General features: G+C 70.4%; 13 protein-coding genes. 7 read left to right on the plus strand and 6 right to left on the minus strand.

The window, feature by feature from the left end; translation table 11 throughout:
* Positions 1 to 119: 119 nt before the first annotated feature.
* Together V1258_RS09700 and V1258_RS09705 are read right to left on the minus strand one after the other, a co-directional pair.
* Positions 120 to 1751, minus strand: a complete 1632-nt coding sequence (locus V1258_RS09700; RefSeq protein WP_329749457.1) for an alpha-N-arabinofuranosidase — start codon at positions 1749 to 1751, stop codon at positions 120 to 122.
* Positions 1752 to 1896: 145 nt separating this feature from the next.
* Positions 1897 to 2922 carry a LacI family DNA-binding transcriptional regulator gene (locus V1258_RS09705; RefSeq protein ID WP_329749458.1) on the minus strand — a complete coding sequence of 342 codons (1026 nt, stop codon included), beginning with the start codon at positions 2920 to 2922 and terminating at the stop codon, positions 1897 to 1899.
* Between the two features lie 191 nt (positions 2923 to 3113).
* On the opposite strand from V1258_RS09705, the gene V1258_RS09710 reads away from it, so the two are divergent.
* Together V1258_RS09710 and V1258_RS09715 are read left to right on the plus strand one after the other, a co-directional pair.
* On the plus strand, positions 3114 to 5504 hold the full coding sequence (locus V1258_RS09710) for a glycoside hydrolase family 3 N-terminal domain-containing protein (RefSeq protein ID WP_329749459.1): 2391 nt from the start codon (positions 3114 to 3116) through the stop codon (positions 5502 to 5504).
* Positions 5501 to 6712: an endo-1,4-beta-xylanase gene (locus tag V1258_RS09715; RefSeq protein WP_329749460.1), complete on the plus strand. Its 1212-nt coding sequence runs from the start codon at positions 5501 to 5503 to the stop codon at positions 6710 to 6712. Before V1258_RS09710 ends, V1258_RS09715 begins: the two co-directional genes overlap by 4 nt.
* Here the strand turns inward: V1258_RS09715 and V1258_RS09720 are convergent.
* On the minus strand, positions 6648 to 7373 hold the full coding sequence (locus tag V1258_RS09720; protein WP_329749461.1) for a hypothetical protein: 726 nt from the start codon (positions 7371 to 7373) through the stop codon (positions 6648 to 6650). The genes V1258_RS09715 and V1258_RS09720 overlap by 65 nt on opposite strands.
* Before the next feature lie 453 nt (positions 7374 to 7826).
* Between V1258_RS09720 and V1258_RS09725 the strand changes: the two genes are divergently transcribed.
* The 4 genes from V1258_RS09725 (at position 7827) to V1258_RS09740 (ending at position 12720) form a co-directional block, all read left to right on the plus strand.
* A complete protein-coding gene (locus V1258_RS09725) occupies positions 7827 to 9500 on the plus strand; it encodes an ABC transporter substrate-binding protein (protein WP_329749462.1) in 1674 nt (557 codons plus the stop codon).
* 31 nt (positions 9501 to 9531) lie between these two features.
* Positions 9532 to 10506, plus strand: a complete 975-nt coding sequence (locus V1258_RS09730) for an ABC transporter permease (protein ID WP_329749463.1) — start codon at positions 9532 to 9534, stop codon at positions 10504 to 10506.
* 8 nt (positions 10507 to 10514) lie between these two features.
* Positions 10515 to 11441: a carbohydrate ABC transporter permease gene (locus V1258_RS09735; protein ID WP_329749464.1), complete on the plus strand. Its 927-nt coding sequence runs from the start codon at positions 10515 to 10517 to the stop codon at positions 11439 to 11441.
* A gap of 97 nt (positions 11442 to 11538) precedes the next feature.
* Positions 11539 to 12720, plus strand: coding sequence for an endo-1,4-beta-xylanase (locus V1258_RS09740; protein WP_329749465.1), 1182 nt, complete (start codon positions 11539 to 11541; stop codon positions 12718 to 12720).
* Positions 12721 to 12782: 62 nt separating this feature from the next.
* Here V1258_RS09740 and V1258_RS09745 read toward each other — a convergent pair whose 3' ends face one another.
* On the minus strand, positions 12783 to 13766 hold the full coding sequence (locus V1258_RS09745; protein ID WP_329749466.1) for an acetylxylan esterase: 984 nt from the start codon (positions 13764 to 13766) through the stop codon (positions 12783 to 12785).
* A gap of 195 nt (positions 13767 to 13961) precedes the next feature.
* Here V1258_RS09745 and V1258_RS09750 point away from each other — a divergent pair, with 195 nt between their 5' ends.
* Positions 13962 to 14993: a LacI family DNA-binding transcriptional regulator gene (locus tag V1258_RS09750; RefSeq protein WP_329749467.1), complete on the plus strand. Its 1032-nt coding sequence runs from the start codon at positions 13962 to 13964 to the stop codon at positions 14991 to 14993.
* Positions 14994 to 15029: 36 nt separating this feature from the next.
* Here the strand turns inward: V1258_RS09750 and V1258_RS09755 are convergent, their stop codons facing one another.
* Together V1258_RS09755 and V1258_RS09760 are read right to left on the minus strand one after the other, a co-directional pair.
* Positions 15030 to 16706: an ABC transporter substrate-binding protein gene (locus V1258_RS09755; protein WP_329749468.1), complete on the minus strand. Its 1677-nt coding sequence runs from the start codon at positions 16704 to 16706 to the stop codon at positions 15030 to 15032.
* 223 nt (positions 16707 to 16929) lie between these two features.
* Positions 16930 to 18828 (minus strand): hypothetical protein, encoded by a 1899-nt coding sequence (locus V1258_RS09760; RefSeq protein WP_329749469.1) that lies wholly within the window; start codon positions 18826 to 18828, stop codon positions 16930 to 16932.
* Between the last annotated feature and the right edge of the window lie 5 nt (positions 18829 to 18833).

Below are 18833 nucleotides of genomic sequence, written 5' to 3' on the forward strand. Positions count from 1 at the left end.
CCTTTCGTCGAACGGGGATCGACGGCGGCGCGAACCCCGGAAGCCATCTGTGGCTCACGGGGTCCGCGATCGGTTCGTCCGGTCGACTGGTCGGTCGACTGATTGGCTGATCGGTCAGCTCAGGCGAGGCCGAGCTGCACGGTGACGTACGAGGCCGGCGGAAGGTCGATCTCGAGGCCGCTCGGCGTGGACCGGACGGCCGAGAGCTCCCGCGGGCTGACCGCCGACGGCGTCTCCGGGGTGTTGACGCTCTGAAGGGTCTCGGACGTGAGCACGGTGGCCCGATGCCCTCGTAGCTCCGCGCCGCGCAGATCGAGCTCGACCGTCCGACCCGCCGTGGCGTGGACGTTCGTCAGCGAGATCAGGGCCGAGCCGTCCTTCACCGAAGCGCTCGCGGAGAGGAGCGGGAGCTCGCGGCCGTCGACGCTCGCCGTGCGCTCGGGCAGCGTGAGGTGCACGGGAACGGCGGCGGCGTCGTGGTGACCGACGTTCATCGCGAACACGTGATAGCTGGGCGTGAGGACGAGCGCACCGGTGTCCGGATCGGTGAGGATCATCGCCTGCAGCACGTTCACGGTCTGCGCGATGTTCGCCATGGTCAGACGTCCCGCATGGCGATGGAAGGCATCGAAGTGGATCGAAGCGACGAGGGCGTCGCGGAGGGTGTTCTGCTGGTACAGGAAGCCGGGATTGGTGCCCGGCTCGACGTCCCACCAGGTGCCCCATTCGTCGAGCACGAGGCCGACGGTGCGGTACGGGTCGTAGCGATCCATCGCCGTGCTGTGCCGGGCGAGCAGAGCATCGATCTCGTAGGCGCGTGACAGCGTGAGATACCAGCCGCCCTCCGTGAAGTCCGCGGCGTTCCCCTTCTCGGCCCAAGGGCCCGAGACGGTGTAGTGGTGCAGGGAGATCGCCTGGAAGGGGTTCGGTCGAGCCTCGGGCCGCTCGATGAGGCTCTCGCCGAAGACCTGCATGAGCGATTCGGTCCAGGCGAGGTCGCCGTCGGCGGCGCCGGCCGCGATGCGGGTGACCTGGTTCCCGGCATGGTCACGGACGAAGGTCGAGTACTGACGCGCGAGCGCCGCGTAGTCCTCGGCGCGCATGTTCCCACCGCAGCCCCAGGACTCGTTGCCGATCCCGAAGAACGGCACCTTCCACGGCTCGTCCCGACCGTTCGCCCGGCGGAGCGCCGCCATCGGCGAGTCATCCGCGCGGGTCAGGTACTCGATCCACTCGCTCATCTCCTGCACCGTGCCGGAGCCGACGTTCCCGTTCACGTACGCCTCGGTGTCCAGCAGCTCTACGAGGTCGAGGAACTCGTGGGTGCCGAAGGAGTTGTCCTCCACGACGTCGCCCCAGTGGGAGTTCACCATGCGCGGCCGCTGCTCGCGCGGGCCGATGCCGTCCTTCCAGTGGTACTCGTCCGCGAAGCAGCCGCCCGGCCAGCGCAGGTTCGGGATGTGTAGCGCCCGCAGAGCCGCCACCACGTCATCCCGGATGCCGCGGGTGTTCGGGATCTCCGAGTCCTCCCCGACGAAGAACCCGCCGTAGATGCACCGACCCAGATGCTCGGCGAAATGGCCGTAGAGATGCCGAGAGATAGTGGCCCCCGGCAGGTCCAGGTCCACCACGACCCGGGCGGGGGAGAGCGGTCCGGTCGGCAGCTCGGCCCGCTCGGCGCTGGCTCCGTCGGCGGACAGGGAGGAGACGAGAGCCGTCGCGAGCGAGCGACGGCGATTGGCTGTGGTCATGAGGAAGTGCTCCTGCGTCATCGAAGAGAGCGCGGAGGAAGGCGCCCAGCGCCATCGTGTATCGATACATCGGCCCCGTCAAGAGATGCTCGACGAGAAGGCGCCCTGCCGGCTTGCACGGAGGGGTGGCGGGGCTCCGGTCGCCTCAGCGCCGCGTTGACTCCCGCTCGACGAGGACGTACGGCGCCGTGAACTCCAGGTCGTCGGGCGTCCCGGCCTCGAGCAGCCCGCGGAGCAGGGCCACCGCCCGCTGCGCGATCCAGGCGTGGTCGGGGCTGATCGTCGAGATCGACGGGACGGAGAGCTCCCCCTCGGGGATGCCGTCGAAGCCGATCGCCAGGGCGTCGCGAGGGACGTGGAGACCGACGTCGGCCAGCCCGCGCAGGGCGCCGAGCAGGACCCCGTCGGTGATCCCGAGGTAGGCGTCCGGGCGGCGTCCCCGGCGCACGGACTCCCGGACCGCCGAGCGGGCGGCGTACGGGGACAGGTCCGAGATCTCGACGAGGTGCGGCTCGCCCGCTTCGGGTCCCCAGTCGGCGAGGGCGTCGCGGTAGCCGTCCGCGCGCCGGGTCAGCACGGTCTCCTCGTCCGTCGGCGCCCCGCTGATCAGCGCGATGTCCCGTGCTCCCTGCTCGAGCAGATGCCATGTCGCCGCGTAGGCGCCGTCCCGGTTCGGCAGGCCGATGTGCGGAACGCCCAGCGGGCCGGGCCTCTCTCCGAGGACGACCAGGGGGAAGTCCGCGGGCAGGCGTGATGCGTGCTGCGGCCCGAGGGCCAGGGGGGTGATGATCATGCCGTCGTACTGGAGTGACCGACCCTGCTCGATCGCCGCCAGCTCGGTCTCCGCCTCCGGGGCGGGACCGGGGGACTCCACGACGAGGGTCAGCCCGTGTCGTCGCGCCTCCTGGGCGACGAGCCCGCCCAGGCGGGCGTAATAGGAGTACGGCTCCGTGGCTCCCGGCACTAGGAGGCCGATCACCCCGCTGCGGCCCGAGCGGAGCGTGCGGGCGGTGGCGTTCATGCGATAGCCGGTGGCGGCGATGGCCGCCGCGACGCGGGCGCGGAGATCGGGGGAGACGCTCTGTTTTCCGCTCAGCACGTTGGACACGGTCATCGGGGAGACCCCTGCTTCGCGGGCGACGGTAGCCATGGTCACTCTCGCAGCACTCACGGGGTCCTCCTCTCCGGTGCAGGCCCGCTGAACGCGGTTCCCGAAGGCTATCGGAGGGGGAGGTCGCCCGTTGACTGCCTCGCGCGCACTGCCCTACGCTGGCACGAAAGCAGACAGAAAACTTTCCGAATGAATCAAAACGGTCGACGGTCGTCTGCGACCCGCACCGACCGCCGTGCAAAGGAGCACCCGTGAGCGCAGCCCCGTGGACCGACCCGTCGCGCAGCATCGAGGAGCGCGCCGATGCCCTCCTCGCCGAGCTCTCCCTCGAGGAGCGGATCGCCCAGCTCGGCAGCTACTGGAAGCGGCCGGAGATCGGCGATGCCGAGGGCTTCGCCCCGATGCAGGCCACCTTCGACGAGGGGCGCGATCCCTTCGAGGAGGCCGTGTCCCACGGGCTCGGTCACCTCACGCGTCCCTACGGCAGCGCCCCCGTGACCGCCGCGGAGGGGGTCGACGCGCTGCGCGCGATGCAGGCCGCCGTCGTCGCCGCCTCGCCTCAGGGCATCCCGGCCATCGTGCACGAGGAGTGCCTCACCGGTCTCATGGCGCACGGCGCCACCACCTACCCCGCGTCCATCGCCTGGGGGGCGTCCTTCGACCCCGAGCTCATCCACGAGATGGCCGCGCGCATCGGTGCGGACATGCGCGCCCTCGGCATCCACATGGGCCTCGCCCCGGTGCTCGACATCGTCCGCGACTACCGCTGGGGTCGCATCGAGGAGACCATGGGGGAGGACCCTTATCTCACCGGCACCCTCGCCACGGCCTACGTCAGCGGCCTGCAGAGCGAGGGGATCATCGCGACCCTCAAGCACTTCGCCGGGCACGCCGCGTCGCGCGCCGGGCGGAACCACGCCCCCGTCTCGATCGGGCGGCGCGAGCTCGCCGAGATCGACCTGGTGCCTTTCGAGATGGCGGTCCGGCGTGCCGGAGCGGGAGCCGTGATGAACTCCTACGCGGATCTCGACGGCGTGCCGCCCGCGGCGAGCCGCTGGCTGCTCACCGAGCTCCTCCGGGACACGTGGGGCTTCGACGGCACCGTCGTCTCCGACTACTGGGCCGTGGACTTCCTGCGCACGATGCATCGGGTCGTCGGGACCAGCCGGCAGGCCGCCGCCACCTCCCTGAGCGCGGGGATGGACGTCGAGCTGCCCGAGACCAGCACCTTCCCGGAGCTGGCCGCCGCCCTCGAGGACGGCACGATCGATCCCGCCGTCCTGGACCAGGCGGTTCGGCGGGTCCTCCGCCAGAAGATCTCCCTCGGCCTGCTCGACCCCGACTTCGATCCGCGGACCACCGGGGTGGCCGTCGACCTCGACGCCCCGGAGAGCAGGGCCCTCGCGCGACGCATGGCGGAGCAGTCGATCATCCTGTTGCGCAATGATGCGGGACCCCACGCGCTGCCGCTCGCGGCCCCCGCCTCGCTGGCGCTGATCGGCCCGGCCGCGGTCGAACCGCGCAGCTTCCTCGGCTGCTACAGCTTCACGAACCACGTGCTCTCGCGGCTCACGGAGAACGGCACCTCGGTCCCGGTGCCGACCCTCGAGGAGGCCCTCGGCCAGGAATTCCCGGATGCTCGGATCTCCCTCGCCCGCGGCGTCGGATTCACCGGTGACGACACCAGTGGGATCGCCGCCGCCGTCGCCGCCGCCCAGGACGCCGACGTGGCCGTCTTGGCCGTCGGTGACATCGCGGGGCTCTTCGGTGCCGGCACCTCCGGCGAGGGGTGCGACGTCGCCGACCTCCGCCTCCCCGGCGCCCAGCACGAGCTGGTCGAGGCCGTCCTGGCGACCGGGACGCCCGTGGTGCTCGTGCTGGTCACCGGTCGTCCCTACGCGCTCGCGGAGTACGCGGACCGCTGCGCCGCGATCGTCCAGGCGTTCATGCCCGGCGAGGAGGGCGCGAGCGCGCTGGCCGGGCTGCTGTCCGGTCGCGTTAACCCCAGCGGGCGGCTGCCGATCGGCATGCCCGCCTCCCTCGGGGGTCAGCCAGGCACCTATCTCGCCCCCGTGCTCGCCTGGGTCAGCGAAGGGATCTCCAACCTCGATCCCAAGCCGCTGTTCCCCTTCGGGCACGGCCTGAGCTACACCCGTTTCGCCTACTCCGATCTGAGCCTCTCCGCCGAGGAGATCGCCCCGGACGGCTCCGTCGAGATCTCCGCGACCATCACCAACGTCGGCGATCGGGAGGGCGCTGAGGTCGTGCAGCTCTACCTCGGCGACCCCGTCGCCTCGGTGGTCCGGCCGCTCAAGCGGCTCGTCGGCTTCACGAAGATCGCCCTCGCCGCCGGCGAGAGCGCGCGGGTGACCTTCTCCCTCCACGCCGACCGGACCGCGTTCCTGGACGAGCGCCTCCGGCGCATCGTCGAGCCGGGTGAACTGATCGTGCGCGTCGGCGCCTCGAGCGAGGACATGACGCTCGAGGGATCCTTCACCGTGGTGGGCGAGGTGCGCGAGGTCGGCGACGGGGACCGGGTCCTCGAGACCCCGGTCCGGGTGGAGCGTGAGTCCGCGAGGACCATCCCTGGAACCGCCGCGGACGTGGCCGCCCCCACCGGCGCGGTGCGGAGCGCGACGTGATCGCGCATGACCGCGTGGAGACCCTCCGGCTGAGGATCACGGACCAGCACGGCCTCTCCCGCCCCGGAGAGACGGCCCGCCTCGAGCAGGTCCGCCATGCGTTCGGTTTCGGCTGCTCGGCCTTCGAACTGCGCCCCAAGGAGCCCGACGCCCACACCCGGCTCTGGCTCGATCTGTTCGATATGGCCACGCTGCCCTTCTACTGGCGGTGGTTCGAGAGGACGCCCGGCGAGCCGGACACCGCTCGCCTGCTCCGGCTGGCCCGTGGACTGCGCGACCACGGGGTGCGTCTCAGGGGGCACCCGCTGCTGTGGCACACGCTCGCACCCCACTGGCTGATGACGGAGGACGACGCCGCGGTCGAGCGGCACATCCGGGAGCGCATCACCCGCGAGGCGACCGACTTCGCGGGCGTCATCGAGCAGTGGGACGTGATCAACGAGACCGTGATCCTGCCGGTCTTCGAGGCCGAGGAGAACGCGATCACCCGCCTCGCCCGGGCCCGAGGTCGCCGGGAGGTGATCCGGCTCGCCGTCGAGACCGCGCGCGCCGCCGACCCCGCGGCCCGGCTGGTGCTGAACGACTTCGATCTGTCCCCGGCCTTCGAGGACGTCATCGAGGAGTGCCTCGAGGCCGGGCTCGGGATCGACGCCATCGGGCTGCAGACCCACATGCACCAGGGCTTCCGGGGCGAGGAGCAGATCGCCGAGGTCATCGAACGCTTCTCACGGTTCGACCTGCCGATCCAGCTCACCGAGACCACCCTGGTCTCGGGGGACCTGATGCCCGCACACATCGAGGACCTCAACGATCACGTGGTGGACTCCTGGCCCTCCACGGACGAGGGGGAGGCGCGGCAGGCCGACGAGATCGAACGCCACTACCGCACGGTCCTCGCCCAGCCCGCTGTCGAGTCGCTGACCTACTGGGGCCTCGGCGACGCCGGCGCCTGGCTCGGCGCCCCGGCGGGCCTGGTGCGGGCCGACGGCTCGCCCAAGCCGAGCTACGAGGTGCTGCGCGGACTGATCCGCGACGAGTGGTGGGTCGGGGAGAGCACCGTGCACGCCGACGGGGAGGGTGTCCTGGAGCTCCGCGGCTTCGCCGGGGAGTACCTCCTCGAGCTGGACGGGGAGAGCATCCCGCTTACGATTCCCCGAGGGGGCGGGGAGAGGGAGCTGTCCCGGCCTCGTCCGGAGGTCCGGGGCTGACGAACCGCTCGGCGATCAGCCGGGTCACGGGTCGTTCCGAGGCCCACAGCGCGAACACCAGCAGCGATGCCGTGACGAGCAGCAGGAACTCGCTCACCATGAGGATCATGCCGAGCACCAGCACGCTCAGCGAGAGCAGGGCGAGGGTGGAGAGCGGAGCGGCCAGCAGCGTGAAGGCCGCCAGTCGGAACGTGTCACGCACACGGAAACTGAAGGTCGAGACGATCGAGAGCACGCGCACGAGCACCAGCAGCGAGATCGCCCCCGTGACCAGGAGGGCGATGGTCGGCGCCCCGCCGCCGGCGGACGCGACGGTGGAGAGGTTGAGCGCGACCAGGGAGAGCACGATCAGCACTGGTGTGCCGACCTTCAGGCTGTCGACCGCGTTCCGCCGATAACCCGTGAGGAAGTGACGGGCAGGGATCAGGTCCCGGTCCTCGCGCCAGACGCGACTGGCGTGGAGACCGGCTGCCACCGCGGGCAGCATCGGCAGCGCTCCGAGCACGAAGAGCATCGAGCTCAGGGGGCTCGGGGACATCACGGTCCAGAGCACCAGGGTGGGTGCCACTGCGAGCACCAGCAGCACGTCGACCGCGAGGTACCAGTAGATCCCCTCGGCGAGGTCGAGGAACAGTCCGCGTGAGCGGTGGGGTGGCGTCATTGCTCCTCCTGGGGGCGCCGCGGTGCCGCCGGGAGCGACACGGCCCATCATGCCCGAAAGTTTCGACTCCTGTCGAGGCGTAGTTGCCGGAATGTGACCTGAGGGCGCGCCGGCTCTGCGGAGCGCGAGAAGGGCAATGCGACACAAAAGCGCAGGTCGCAGCACTTCCATCCGGCCCTGCGATCAAAACTGCGTGTTTTCGGGAAGTTCTTGACCGGCGCTGGTTCCGGGGCTAGGTTGAGAGAGTCACGAAAACCTGACGAAAGTCTCGGCAAACACCCCGGCACAGTCGCTGGCCAATGCCCCGTCAACGAGGCGGATCGTCAGGTGCGCTCGAGCATCTCCATGATCATCCGGGAGGAGCTGGACCGACGTGAGTGCAGCACTGTAACGATCCACTTCACCCTCGCCGCACCGACCGGCCGCGGCGCTGACTCTGATGAGGAGACGGCAATGACGACGCCCCGCACCTTCCCCTTCGCCCCTTCCCGACGCAGCTTCGTCGGCCTCTCCGCCGCGGCCTTCGCCACGGTGGCCCTCTCCGCCTGCAGCTCCGACGCCGGGGAGGAGGTCGACGTCTCGACCCAGAACGTCGGCGCGATGGAGAACTACACCGCCGACATGCAGTTCAAGGCGACCGAGCCGATCCAGGTCAGCATGCTGTGGACCGATTGGCCCGACGTGCCGGTGGAGGACACCTGGCGCATCTTCGACCTCATCAAGGAGCTCACCAACGTCGAGATCACGCTGACGCACATCCCCTTCAGCGATGCGACCGAGAAGCGCTCCCTCCTCATCAGCGCCGGCGACGCGCCGACCCTGATCCCGCTGGTCTACACGGGTGAGGAGGCCCCGTTCGTCTCCTCCGGTGCCGTGGTGCCGATGAGCGACTACGTCGACCAGATGCCCAACTTCCAGAAGTACGTCGAGGAGTGGGATCTCGGCGAGATGATCAACAACCTCAAGCAGGCCGACGGCAAGTACTACATGGTGCCGGGCCTGCAGGAGGTCTCCGTCCCCGTCTTCAGCCTCGTGATCCGCAAGGACGTCTTCGAGGAGCTCACCGGCGCGGTGCCGAACACCTGGGAGGAGCTCCACGAGGGCCTCAAGCTCATCAAGGAGCAGTACCCCGACGCCGTCCCGCTGGCGGACGGCTTCGAGGCGCAGTCCATGCTCAACTACGCCTCGCACGCCTTCGGGACGAAGGCCGGCTGGGGCTTCGGCGACGGCACGGTCGAGGGGCCCGACGGCAAGCTCGCCTATGTCGCGGTCACCGACGAGTACAAGCAGCTGCTGGAGACCTTCCACGCGCTCGTCGCCGACGGTCTGCTCGATCGCGAGTCCCTGACCGCCTCCAACGACGGCAGCGGCGCGGCCTCGGTGAGCGAGAAGTTCGCCGCCGAGACCTGCTTCGCCGCCTCCGGCTCCTCGGGTACCGCGATCGAGTTCGCCCAGGCCCTGAACGAGACCGTGGGGGAGGGCAACTACTCGGTGACGCTCATCCCGCCGCCCGCCGGGCCCGCGGGGGACAACGTCGAGCCGCGCAACTTCTGGCACGGCTTCATGCTTAACTCGCAGATCACGCAGTCCGAGAACTTCCTCGCCACGCTGCAGTTCCTGGACTGGCTGTACTACAACCCCGACGCTCGCGAGATGCTGCGCTGGGGCGAGAAGGACGTGAACTACACCAAGTCCGAGGACGGCACCATCGAGCTGATGGACGGATTCGCGCTCGAGAGCTACAACATCAACTCGGGGGCCGAGGTCGACATCAACGTCGATCTCGGGTTCTCCACCTTCCCCTGCGAGTCGACGGAGTCGCGCGCGCTCAAGGAGTCCTACAGCACCCCGGAGTTCGTCGAGTACATCGACAACGTCCTGTCCGTGCGCACCCCGCGGGATCCCTACCCCCCGAAGCCCATGGACGAGGCCGAGCTCGAGCAGGCCTCGCTGCTGGCGACCCCGATCAAGGACGCGGTCGACACCGCCACCCTGCAGTTCATCATGGGCGAGCGGGACCTCGGCGAGTGGGATGCCTTCGTGGGCGAGCTCGAGGCCGCGGGTCTGCCGCGCTACCTCGAGCTGCTCAACACCGCTCGGGACCGGTTCGTCGAGGCGAACGGGTGACCGGCCCCTTTACCGGCGGGATGGTGACCCCATGACGACCACATCGACCGTGGAGGTCGCGGCGCCCGAGGCGGCGCCGCGGCCTCCGGCCCCGGTGCGCAGGCCAGGGGCCTGGAAGCGAGCGCTGCGCCGCGACTGGCCGCTCTACACCTTCGTGATCGCGCCGCTGATCTTCCTCGCGATCTTCCGGTACGTGCCCATGCTCGGCAACGTGATCGCCTTCCGCCGGTTCCGACCGGGCGGGAGCATCTTCGGCGACGAGTGGGTCGGCACCTTCTACGTCGACATGTTCATCCATGACCCGGCGTTCTGGAACGTCTTCACGAACACCGTGATCATCGGCGGGATGACACTCGTGGTCTGCTTCCCGCTGCCGATCATCCTCGCGCTCATGCTCAACGAGGTGCGGCGCCGGCACTTCAAGCGGATCGTCCAGTCCATCAGCTACCTGCCGCACTTCCTCTCGGTCGTGATCGTGGTGGGCATGGTCTACCAGCTGCTCTCCCTGCAGGGCACGGTCAACCAGGTCATCGAGGCCTTCGGCGGCGACGCCGTCTCCTTCCTCCAGCGACCCGAGTGGTTCCGGTTCGTCTACGTCGCCTCCGAGGCGTGGCAGACCGTCGGCTGGGGCACGATCCTGTACCTCGCCGCTCTGACCGCGGTCGACGACGCCCTCTACGAGGCCGCGCGCATCGACGGCGCCAACCGCTGGCAACAGACCTGGCACGTCACCATCCCGGGGATCCGGCCCACCATGGTCACGCTGCTGATCCTGAACATCGGTAGCTTCCTCAACGTCGGGTTCGAGAAGGTCCTGCTGCTGTACAACCCCATGACCTACTCCACGGGCGACGTGATCTCCACGTACCTGTACCGCGTGGGCCTGGTGTCGAACAACCTCAGCTATGCCGCGGCCATCGGCCTGTTCCAGGCGATCATCGGATTCGCGATGGTTATGACGGCCAACTACATCTCGAAGCGATTGGTGGGGACGAGCCTGTGGTGATCGAAGCGATGACGTCCGACGCCCCGCGCAGCACCGCGCCGGCCCGGCGGACCTCCCGGATCAAGGACTCGACGTCCTACAAGGTGTTCACCGTCGTGAACACGGTGGCGCTGCTGCTGCTGTGCGCAATGATGCTCTACCCGTTCATCATGCTCCTGGCGCAGTCGTTCAGCTCGGCCGGGGCGATCAACGCCGGCAAGGTCAACCTCTTCCCTGTCGACTTCAACCTCGACACCTATCGGGCGGTCGCCAACAACGGCAGCTTCTGGCGCAGCTACGGCAACACCGTGGTCTACACCGTGATCGGCACGACCATCGCGATGGTGCTGACGACGACGTACGCCTTCGTGCTCTCCAAGAAGCACCTGCGGGGGCGCGGCCTGCTCATCGGCATCGCCGTGTTCACGATGTTCTTCAACGGCGGCATCGTCCCCAACTACGTGCTGATCTCCTCGCTGGGCATGAAGAACACGATGTGGGCGGTCATCCTGCCGCCGGCCCTCTCCGTCTTCAACCTGCTGGTCATGAAGGCGTTCTTCGAGAACCTGCCCACGGAGCTCGAGGAGGCCGCGCACATCGACGGTCTGAGCTGGTTCGGGATCTTCTTCCGGATCACGCTGCCGCTGTCCAAGGCGGTCATCGCCACGATGGTGCTGTTCTACTCGGTCCAGTACTGGAACGACTGGTTCGGGGCCTTCCTCTATCTTGACCGCACCGACCTCTTCCCTGTGACGCTGTTCCTGCGGAACCTCATCGCCGGGGCCTCGACCGCCGCGTCCGAGGGCGCCGCGGCCTCGGGCGCCGCCGTCAACGACATCAACGCCAACATCCAGTCGGTGACGATGATCCTGATCCTGATCCCGATCCTGTGCGTGTACCCGTTCGTGCAGCGGTACTTCGTCTCCGGGATCATGCTCGGCTCGGTCAAGGGCTGAGCACCCGCGCCCCGTCGATCCCCGGTCGACGGGGCGCGCGCACGTGCTGGCGCAGTTCCGATCTGTCCTTACCCGACGACGACGTCGAAGGAGACCCATGAGACGCCGCGAGATCTTCACCGCCGGAGCAGTCGCCACCACGGTGGTGGCGGCCGCCCCCTCCGCCTCCGCAGCCCCCGACGGCGGCACCGGTCCGGGGCGGCCCCCCGGGAACGGGAGGACGACGCCGCCGGGCCTGGCGGCGAAGGACACCCTGGCCTTCGCCGCCGACGACCGGCTGAAGGTCGGCTGCGCCGTCGCCGGCGGCGGGCACCACCGTGGCCAGGACTATCCCGACCCGTTCACGAGCGACGAGCCGTACCGCGAGGTGCTCGCCGCCGAGTTCACGTCGCTCTCGGCCGAGAACCAGATGAAGTGGGATCATCTGCGCCCCGCTCCTGATGCCTTCGCCTTCGCCGACTCCGACGCGATCGTGGACTTCGCCCAGGCCAACGGTCAGGTGGTGCGGGGCCACACCCTGATGTGGCACAACCAGAACCCGAGCTGGCTCCTGGAGGGCGGCTACACCCCCGAGCGGCTGCGCGAGATCCTCCGGGAGCACATCCACACCGTCGTCGGCCGCTACGCCGGGCGGATACAGCAGTGGGACGTGGTCAACGAGATCGTCGACGACAGCGCGGCGTTCCGCCTCGAGGGCAACATCTGGCTCCGGGAGCTGGGCGTCGGGATCATCGCCGACTGCTTCCGCTGGGCGCACGAGGCGGATCCGGAGGCGCAACTGTTCGTCAACGACTACAACGTCGACGGCATCAACCCCAAGTCCGACGCCTATTACGCGCTGATCCAGGAGCTGCTCGCCGACGGCGTGCCCATCCACGGCTTCTCCACCCAGGGCCATCTGTCGATCCGCTACGGGTTCCCGGGCGATCTCGCCGAGAACCTCCAGCGCTTCGCCGACCTCGGGCTGCAGACCGCGATCACCGAGCTCGACGTGCGCATGGACCTGCCGGGCGGCGGGGCGCCGACGCAGGCGCAGCTCGAGCAGCAGGCCGACTACTACCGCCGCGTGACCGAGGCGGCGCTGGCCGTGGACGGCTGCGACTCCCTGACCCTGTGGGGCGTGCTCGACAAGTACTCGTGGGTGCCGGGCACCTTTCCGGGCGAGGGCGCGGCGACCGTCCTGTGGGACGACTTCACCCGCAAGCCCGCCTACTACGCGGTGCAGGACGCGCTCGCCGAGGCGAGCGGTCGTGCGGGGCATCCGGCGCTGCGGCGCTGACGGCCCGGCCCGCCCCGACGGAGCGGGGGCGGGTGCTGCGGCACCGGCCCCCGCGCCTCCGCTCAGAGGTTCGCGTGCAGCCAGTCGAGCTGACGATGCTGCTGCGTGGCTCCTCCGCCCTCGTGGTTGTTGTAGGGGTAGACGACGATCTCCCGCTCGGGATCAGTGCCGCTCGCGCTGCCGTAGAGGTTGTAGGCGGCGAACACCGTCGAGGGCGGGCAGATCGTGTCCCGCAGGGCGACCGAGAACATCGCCGGCGCCGTGGCTCGCCTCCCCAGGTGCAGCGCGTCGACGTAGGCCAGGGTGCGGAACGTCTGCTCCTCGCGGTCCCGGTGGACCGCCAGGTAGCGGACGATCTCCTGGTAGGGGTCGGCATCGGTGATGTCGACCGCGCGGCGCATGTGGGTGAGGAAGGGGACGTTGGCCACGAGGGCGTCGACGTCGGGCACCAGGCCCGCGGTCCCGAGGGCGAGCCCCCCGCCCTGGCTGTTGCCGGTCACGGCGATGCGTCCGTCCGCGCCGGGCAGTGCACGGGCGGCGTCCACGGCGCGCACCGCGTCGGTGAACAGGCGCGTGAGATAGCTGGTGTGCGGGGAGGAGATCCCGCGGGTCATCACTCCGGGGGCGGCCGGCCCGGAGCCGACCGGGTCATCGGTGTGGCCACCGGAGCCCCAGGTCGAGCCCTGACCGCGGGAGTCCATCACGAGGTGTCCGTACCCGGCGGCGGAGAAGGAGAGGCGCTCGAGTGGCTCGCCGCGGCCGCCGCCGTAGCCGAGGTACTCGACGACGACCGGCAGGTCCGACTCGACCGCTGCGGGACGGTTGTACCAGGCGCGCACCGGCGTGCCGTCGTGGCCGGCGAAGGTCACGTCCCAGGTGTCGATCAGTGTCAGGCCGTTGTCGACCTGCTCGAGCGACAGGATGGGCCCGGAGCTCTCGCGGGCCCGGGAGAGCGTCTGCTCCCAGAAGGTCGGGAGGTCGTCGGGTTCGCAGAGCTGCGGGCGGTACTCCCGCAGCGCCTCGAGGGGCAGGTCGAACAACGCCATGGGGTGGGCCTCCGCGGTGAGGACCGGGCGGGGACACCCCACGCTCCGGTGGACGATGAATGCGAAAGGCAACTGAAAGTTGCGTAGGATTTTAGGCTAGGGGCGGCCGTGGTGACGGTCAAGCAGGGCATCTGCGGGTACCGTTCAGCGAGGTGCCGCAGTGCCGGTGGCGATGGAGCAGCGAAGGACGAGGACATGGTGCAGAGCGAGTCGCAGGGTGAGCGCGTGACCCTGAAGGACGTGGCGGAGCGGGCCGGGGTCTCCCTGGCGACCGCGTCCAAGGTGATGAACGGCCGTGCCGATGTGCGTCAGTCGACCCGCGAGACCGTCGCCGAGGCCGCCCGTCAGCTCGGCTACGAGTCCAAGAGGCGGGGGAGCGAGAGCCGGCGCTCCGTCCTGATCCACTTCGATACCCTCACCAGCCCCTACTCTCTGCAGGTGCTCGAGGGCGCGGAGCAGGCCGCCCATCGGGCGGGGGTGGACCTGCTGGTGGTTAGCGGGGACCAGACCGCAGCGGGTCTCACCCGCGCCTGGATGGCCGACGCCGCCGCCCGCGGGGTCGAGGGCGTGATCCTGGTGACCACACCGATCGGTGCCCGCCACGCGCGGTGGAGCCGGGACCTGCGCCTGCCGCTGATCGCGATCGACCCCGTCTCCATCGATCCCGACGTGAACGGCATCGTCGTCATCTCCGCGACCAACTGGGAGGGCGGCGCGACAGCCGTGCAGCACCTCCTGGACCTCGGGCATCGTCGGATCGGCGTGCTCGCCGGGCCGACGGACTCCGTGCCCGCCCGCCAGCGGTTGCAGGGCTATCACTCCGCGCTCGGCGCAGCCGGCGTGCTGTGGGAGGAGGAGCTCATCGCCCACGGTGACTTCTCGTACGCCGACGGTCAGAGCGGTGCCGAGCGCCTGCTCCGGCTACCCGAGCCGCCCACCGCGATCTTCGCCGTCGCGGACACCCTCGCCGTGGGAGCCCTGCGGGCCGCCCGGCAGCACGGGATCGACGTGCCGGAGGAGCTCAGCGTGGTCAGCTTCGACGACACGATGATCGCACGATGGACCCACCCCCAGCTGACCGCCGTGCGCCAGCCGCTGTTCTCGATGGGGCAGGTCGCTGTCGAGCGGCTGCTCGCCCTGTCCTCGGACCCGGGGCTGTTCGCTCACCCCTTCAAGCTCGAGACCCATCTGGTCGAGCGGGAGTCGACGGCGCCGCCCCGGGCGTGACCTCCTTCCCTTCACGGGCAGGCGATCAGCGGCACCTCAGGACTGCTCCTCGAAACGGTCCCGTGCGGTGTTGACCAGATCGAGATAGGCGGGGAGTCCCGCCGCCTCGAGCTCCTGCTGGAACGCATCCCATTCCTCGATGTCCCGCTGGCCCAGGATGAACTGCAGCGTCGCCGTGTCGACGGCGTCCTTCAGCGGGGTTGCCATGAGCGCGGCCTGCTCGAGCTCGGCCTCGTCGAGAGGCGCGGGGGTCCACGGGGGCATCGGCTCGAGGTTCTCCAGGACGCCGTCGATGTAGGTCGTGTAGTCCGCGGAGTTGTAGGACTCCTTCAGGGCCCGGGACTCGGTCGACTCCGCCAGGTAGGTCGAGAAGCCGAGGTCCTTCTGGAGGTCGGTGCCCCCGTCGGGGTTCAGGTCGAAGGCGGTCAGGGAGTGCTCCGCGTCCAGCGTGATCGTGCCGTCCTCCGCCTTGGTGTAGGTCTCGCCCTCGATGCCCCAGCGGAGCATCTCGCGGGCGGCGGGGTTGAAGTACAGCCAGTCGAGGAACTGGAGCGTCGCCAGGAAGTTCTCCGACTCGGCGACGTGGGAGGAGAGCACGAAGCCGTGCCAGAAGTTGCGCGGCCCCATGATGTTCCCGGCCGGGCCCGCCGGCGGCGGGATGAGCTCGAGCTGGTAGTTCCCGCGTCCGACGGTGGCATCGAGCGCCTGGGCGAACTCGATCAGGGTGCCCGACGAGCCCGACGCCGCGAAGCAGGTCTCGGCCGCGAACTTCTCGTGCACGCCCCCGCCGCCGCTGCCGTCGTTCGACGCGGTCAGCGACTCCGGGTCGAGCAGCCCCTCCTCGACGAGGGACCGGTAGTACTCGACCATGTCCCGGTACTCCGCGGTCGCCGCGGCGTACTCGACCGGACCGTCCTGGCCCTTGATCATGCCGTCGCCGAAGCCCCAACCGGCCCGGGTGCCGAAGGCGTAGCCGCCGTAGTTGATCAGCGACTGGCCCTCGAACCCGTCGGCGAGCGGGACCGACTCGGGATAGCTCTCCTTGATCAGGCGCAGGCCCTCGCGGACCTCGTCCCACGTGGCCGGGACCCCGATGCCGACCTCGTCCCACACGTCCCGGCGGATCACGAGCGAGAACGCCGGGACCCAGACCTCCTGCAGGCCGGGGATCAGGTAGTGCTTGCCGTCGGCCTGACGGATGTTGTCGAGCATCGCGACCGCATCCCACTCCTCGACGTACTTGCGGAAGTGAGGCATGTGCTCGACGTAGTCGCTCAGCGGCAGGATCGCACCGGAGGAGACGAAGGGGGTCTCGTCCCCGCGATACATCAGGGGGATCACGCTGGGGGCGTCTCCCGCGCTGAGCAGCAGGCTGCGCTTCTCGACGTTGTCGCTGAAAGGGACGTGGGTCGGCTCGAGCCGGACGCCCGTGAGCTCCTCGATGTGGTCGAAGAGCTTCCACGACTCCGTCACGGGGTTCTCGGGCCAGTCCGTCCACAGGATGGAGAGGGAGAAGGGCTCGGTGGCGGTGAACTGCTGGTCCGCCTCGTAGGACTCCATCGCCCCGACATTCTGCGAGGCGACATCGGCGGGCTCGTCGCTGTTCCCTCCGCACGCGGCGAGGGTCATCCCCCCGAGGGCGGCGGCACCGAGTCCGAGCACGGAGCGGCGGCGGGGTCGCGAGACGGGCAGGGGCAGGGGGTGGTGGAGCATTCTGGCCTCCTTCGGAGGGGGAGGGCGCTGGGTGCGCGGCCCGGGGTGTGCCGGTGAGCAGGTGTGGATGTGCCGGAGGGTCGCTGACCTGCGGCGATGCAGATCTGTCGCGGCTCCAGACGGCAAATGTATCGATACACGACCGATGCTGGCAAGAGTAGGTCGGGGCCCATTGCCCGTCAAGGGGTCACACGGCAGCGGGGGCTCGTCGGGCCCGCCGTCCTCACCCCGTCGCGATCTCCAGCTCGAGCTCGGCGGTGCTGCTCGCGGGGATGAGGAGGATCGTGCCGGTGGGCTCGTCGGTCCCGCCCAAGAAGGTGAACGCCTCGCCGGGAGCGTAGAAGGCGGGGCCCCCGAGCGCCCCGCGGGCGGTCAGGCGCAGGCGGCCCGATCCGTCGGCGGCGACGAGCTCCGCGGCGGCGACCACCTCGGCGGCGGCCTCGCGCTCGCCGGCGGCCTCGCGCTCGCCGGCGGTTCCGCCGCCCGCAGCCGGGGCCGGCTCGCCCGGCTCGACCGCCCGCAGCACGTGCCGGCCCTGGGCGTCGAGCTCCAGGTGATCGCCCGCGAGCTCCCCGCCCTCGAGGGCGAGCAGCAGGCACAGGGCGGTCGTCGGACCCGTGAACGCGAGGCGCAGCACGGTCCTCCCGGGATGCACCTCGACCGTGCCGCGCGTCGCGAGCGCGACCTCGTCGGCGGTCCGCCGGGAGAAGTCCATGGCCGCGGCGAAGCGGCCATTGAAGGTGAGCGCGTAGGCGCCGTCGGGCGAGCGGTCCGCAGCCGCCAGCGGGTGGAAGTACTCGCCCGCCACGCGCTCCTCGAACCCGAAGCGGATCGGCTCCTCACCGGGTCGGTCCTCCGGCAGGCGGCGCGGGGAGCTCGGACGCAGCGGGCCGAGGGAGAAGAAGTCGCGGCTCAGACGCAGCTCCCGCACCGAGAACCCGCCGGCGGAGAAGCGCAGCAGCGTCGGATTCGACGCCGCGCCGCTGGTAACGCGGCCCAGCGCCGCGGTGTCGGTGCCGCCGTGGATCACCACGCGGGTCGTGCCGTGGTCGACCACGTGGAGGCCTGAGTCGGCGAACTCGTGCACCTCCGGGGCCTCGGCCGACGGGTCCGCCGCCGCAGCCGGCAGCGCGCCGAGGGCGGTGCGGTCCTCGAGCCCGAGGGCCAGCAGGGTCAGCGCCGCCTCGGTGTCCGCGCGGGGGAGCACCCGTCGCGCCGCCCGCGCCGTGAGCGGATCCCCGGTGCGCGCGGCATGCGCGTGCAGCACCGGCAGCATGGCGCCGCCGTCGAACGGCGCGCCCTGATCCTGGCGCCGTGAGGCGATCGTCTCGATCATCCCGTCGGGCCCGGTCAGCGCCGCCTGTGCTCGCGTCGCCCGATCCGCCGCCGCGCGCAGATCCTCCCGTCCGAGCACCCGGGCGAGCACCAGCAGCGAGGGCACCGACACGTGCGCGGCGTAGTTCGCACTGCGCTCCGAGAACAGCCCGTCGGCCTGCAGGTCCACGCCCTCGGCGAGCCACTGCTCGGCGCGCGCACGGCAGTCCACCCGCCCGGTCAGCTCCCACAGCCGCACGAGCGCCGCGCTGATCTCCCAGCGATGGTTCGGGGTGTGCACCCCGCCGGTCACGAGCGCTGGCGCCGCCGCGGCGAGCAGCTCGTCGAGCACCGGCAGCAGGCCGCCGAGACCGTCCGGCCCCGCCTGAAGTCCCTCGACCTCGATCGCCCGACGCGCCCACGCCAGGTCGTTGAGCGTGAACGCCGAGTCCGGCGGGGAGTCGACGTTGTCGCCCGAGCGGAAGGTGCCGCCCGGGGACTGCAGGTCCCGCAGGCGGCCCAGCGCCTCGAGGGCGAGCCCGGCGAGGTCATCGCTCCTCGGCCGACGGGCTCCGGCCGACGCGCCCGGCTCCGCCGCGCTGTCGGCCCCGCCCGTCGGCCCCGCGACCCAGCGGTCGAGCACGACGTCCCGCACCACGCGCCCGAGCGCGCGATGCCGCGCCCCCGGTCCGCGCAGCGCCGCCGCCCGCGCCGGGACGCGCGCGAGCCCCTCCCGCGCCAGCTCCGGGAGCGGCGCGGGCAGGAGCGCGAGGGGGTCGAACGGGCTGGTCTCGGCGGCAGCGGGCATTGGGC

This window comes from Brachybacterium sp. J153, assembly GCF_036311905.1.
Classification (GTDB): Bacteria; Actinomycetota; Actinomycetes; order Actinomycetales; family Dermabacteraceae; genus Brachybacterium.

What these genes read in the sequence shown, in the direction of transcription:
- V1258_RS09740 (WP_329749465.1), top strand. Translation starts at nt 11,539, where the DNA reads ATGAGACGCCGCGAGATCTTCACCGCCGGAGCAGTCGCCACCACGGTG.
- V1258_RS09745 (WP_329749466.1), bottom strand. Translation starts at nt 13,766, where the DNA reads ATGGCGTTGTTCGACCTGCCCCTCGAGGCGCTGCGGGAGTACCGCCCG.
- V1258_RS09725 (WP_329749462.1), top strand. Translation starts at nt 7,827, where the DNA reads ATGACGACGCCCCGCACCTTCCCCTTCGCCCCTTCCCGACGCAGCTTC.
- V1258_RS09755 (WP_329749468.1), bottom strand. Translation starts at nt 16,706, where the DNA reads ATGCTCCACCACCCCCTGCCCCTGCCCGTCTCGCGACCCCGCCGCCGC.
- V1258_RS09735 (WP_329749464.1), top strand. Translation starts at nt 10,515, where the DNA reads ATGACGTCCGACGCCCCGCGCAGCACCGCGCCGGCCCGGCGGACCTCC.
- V1258_RS09720 (WP_329749461.1), bottom strand. Translation starts at nt 7,373, where the DNA reads ATGACGCCACCCCACCGCTCACGCGGACTGTTCCTCGACCTCGCCGAG.
- V1258_RS09750 (WP_329749467.1), top strand. Translation starts at nt 13,962, where the DNA reads ATGGTGCAGAGCGAGTCGCAGGGTGAGCGCGTGACCCTGAAGGACGTG.
- V1258_RS09760 (WP_329749469.1), bottom strand. Translation starts at nt 18,828, where the DNA reads ATGCCCGCTGCCGCCGAGACCAGCCCGTTCGACCCCCTCGCGCTCCTG.
- V1258_RS09730 (WP_329749463.1), top strand. Translation starts at nt 9,532, where the DNA reads ATGACGACCACATCGACCGTGGAGGTCGCGGCGCCCGAGGCGGCGCCG.
- V1258_RS09700 (WP_329749457.1), bottom strand. Translation starts at nt 1,751, where the DNA reads ATGACCACAGCCAATCGCCGTCGCTCGCTCGCGACGGCTCTCGTCTCC.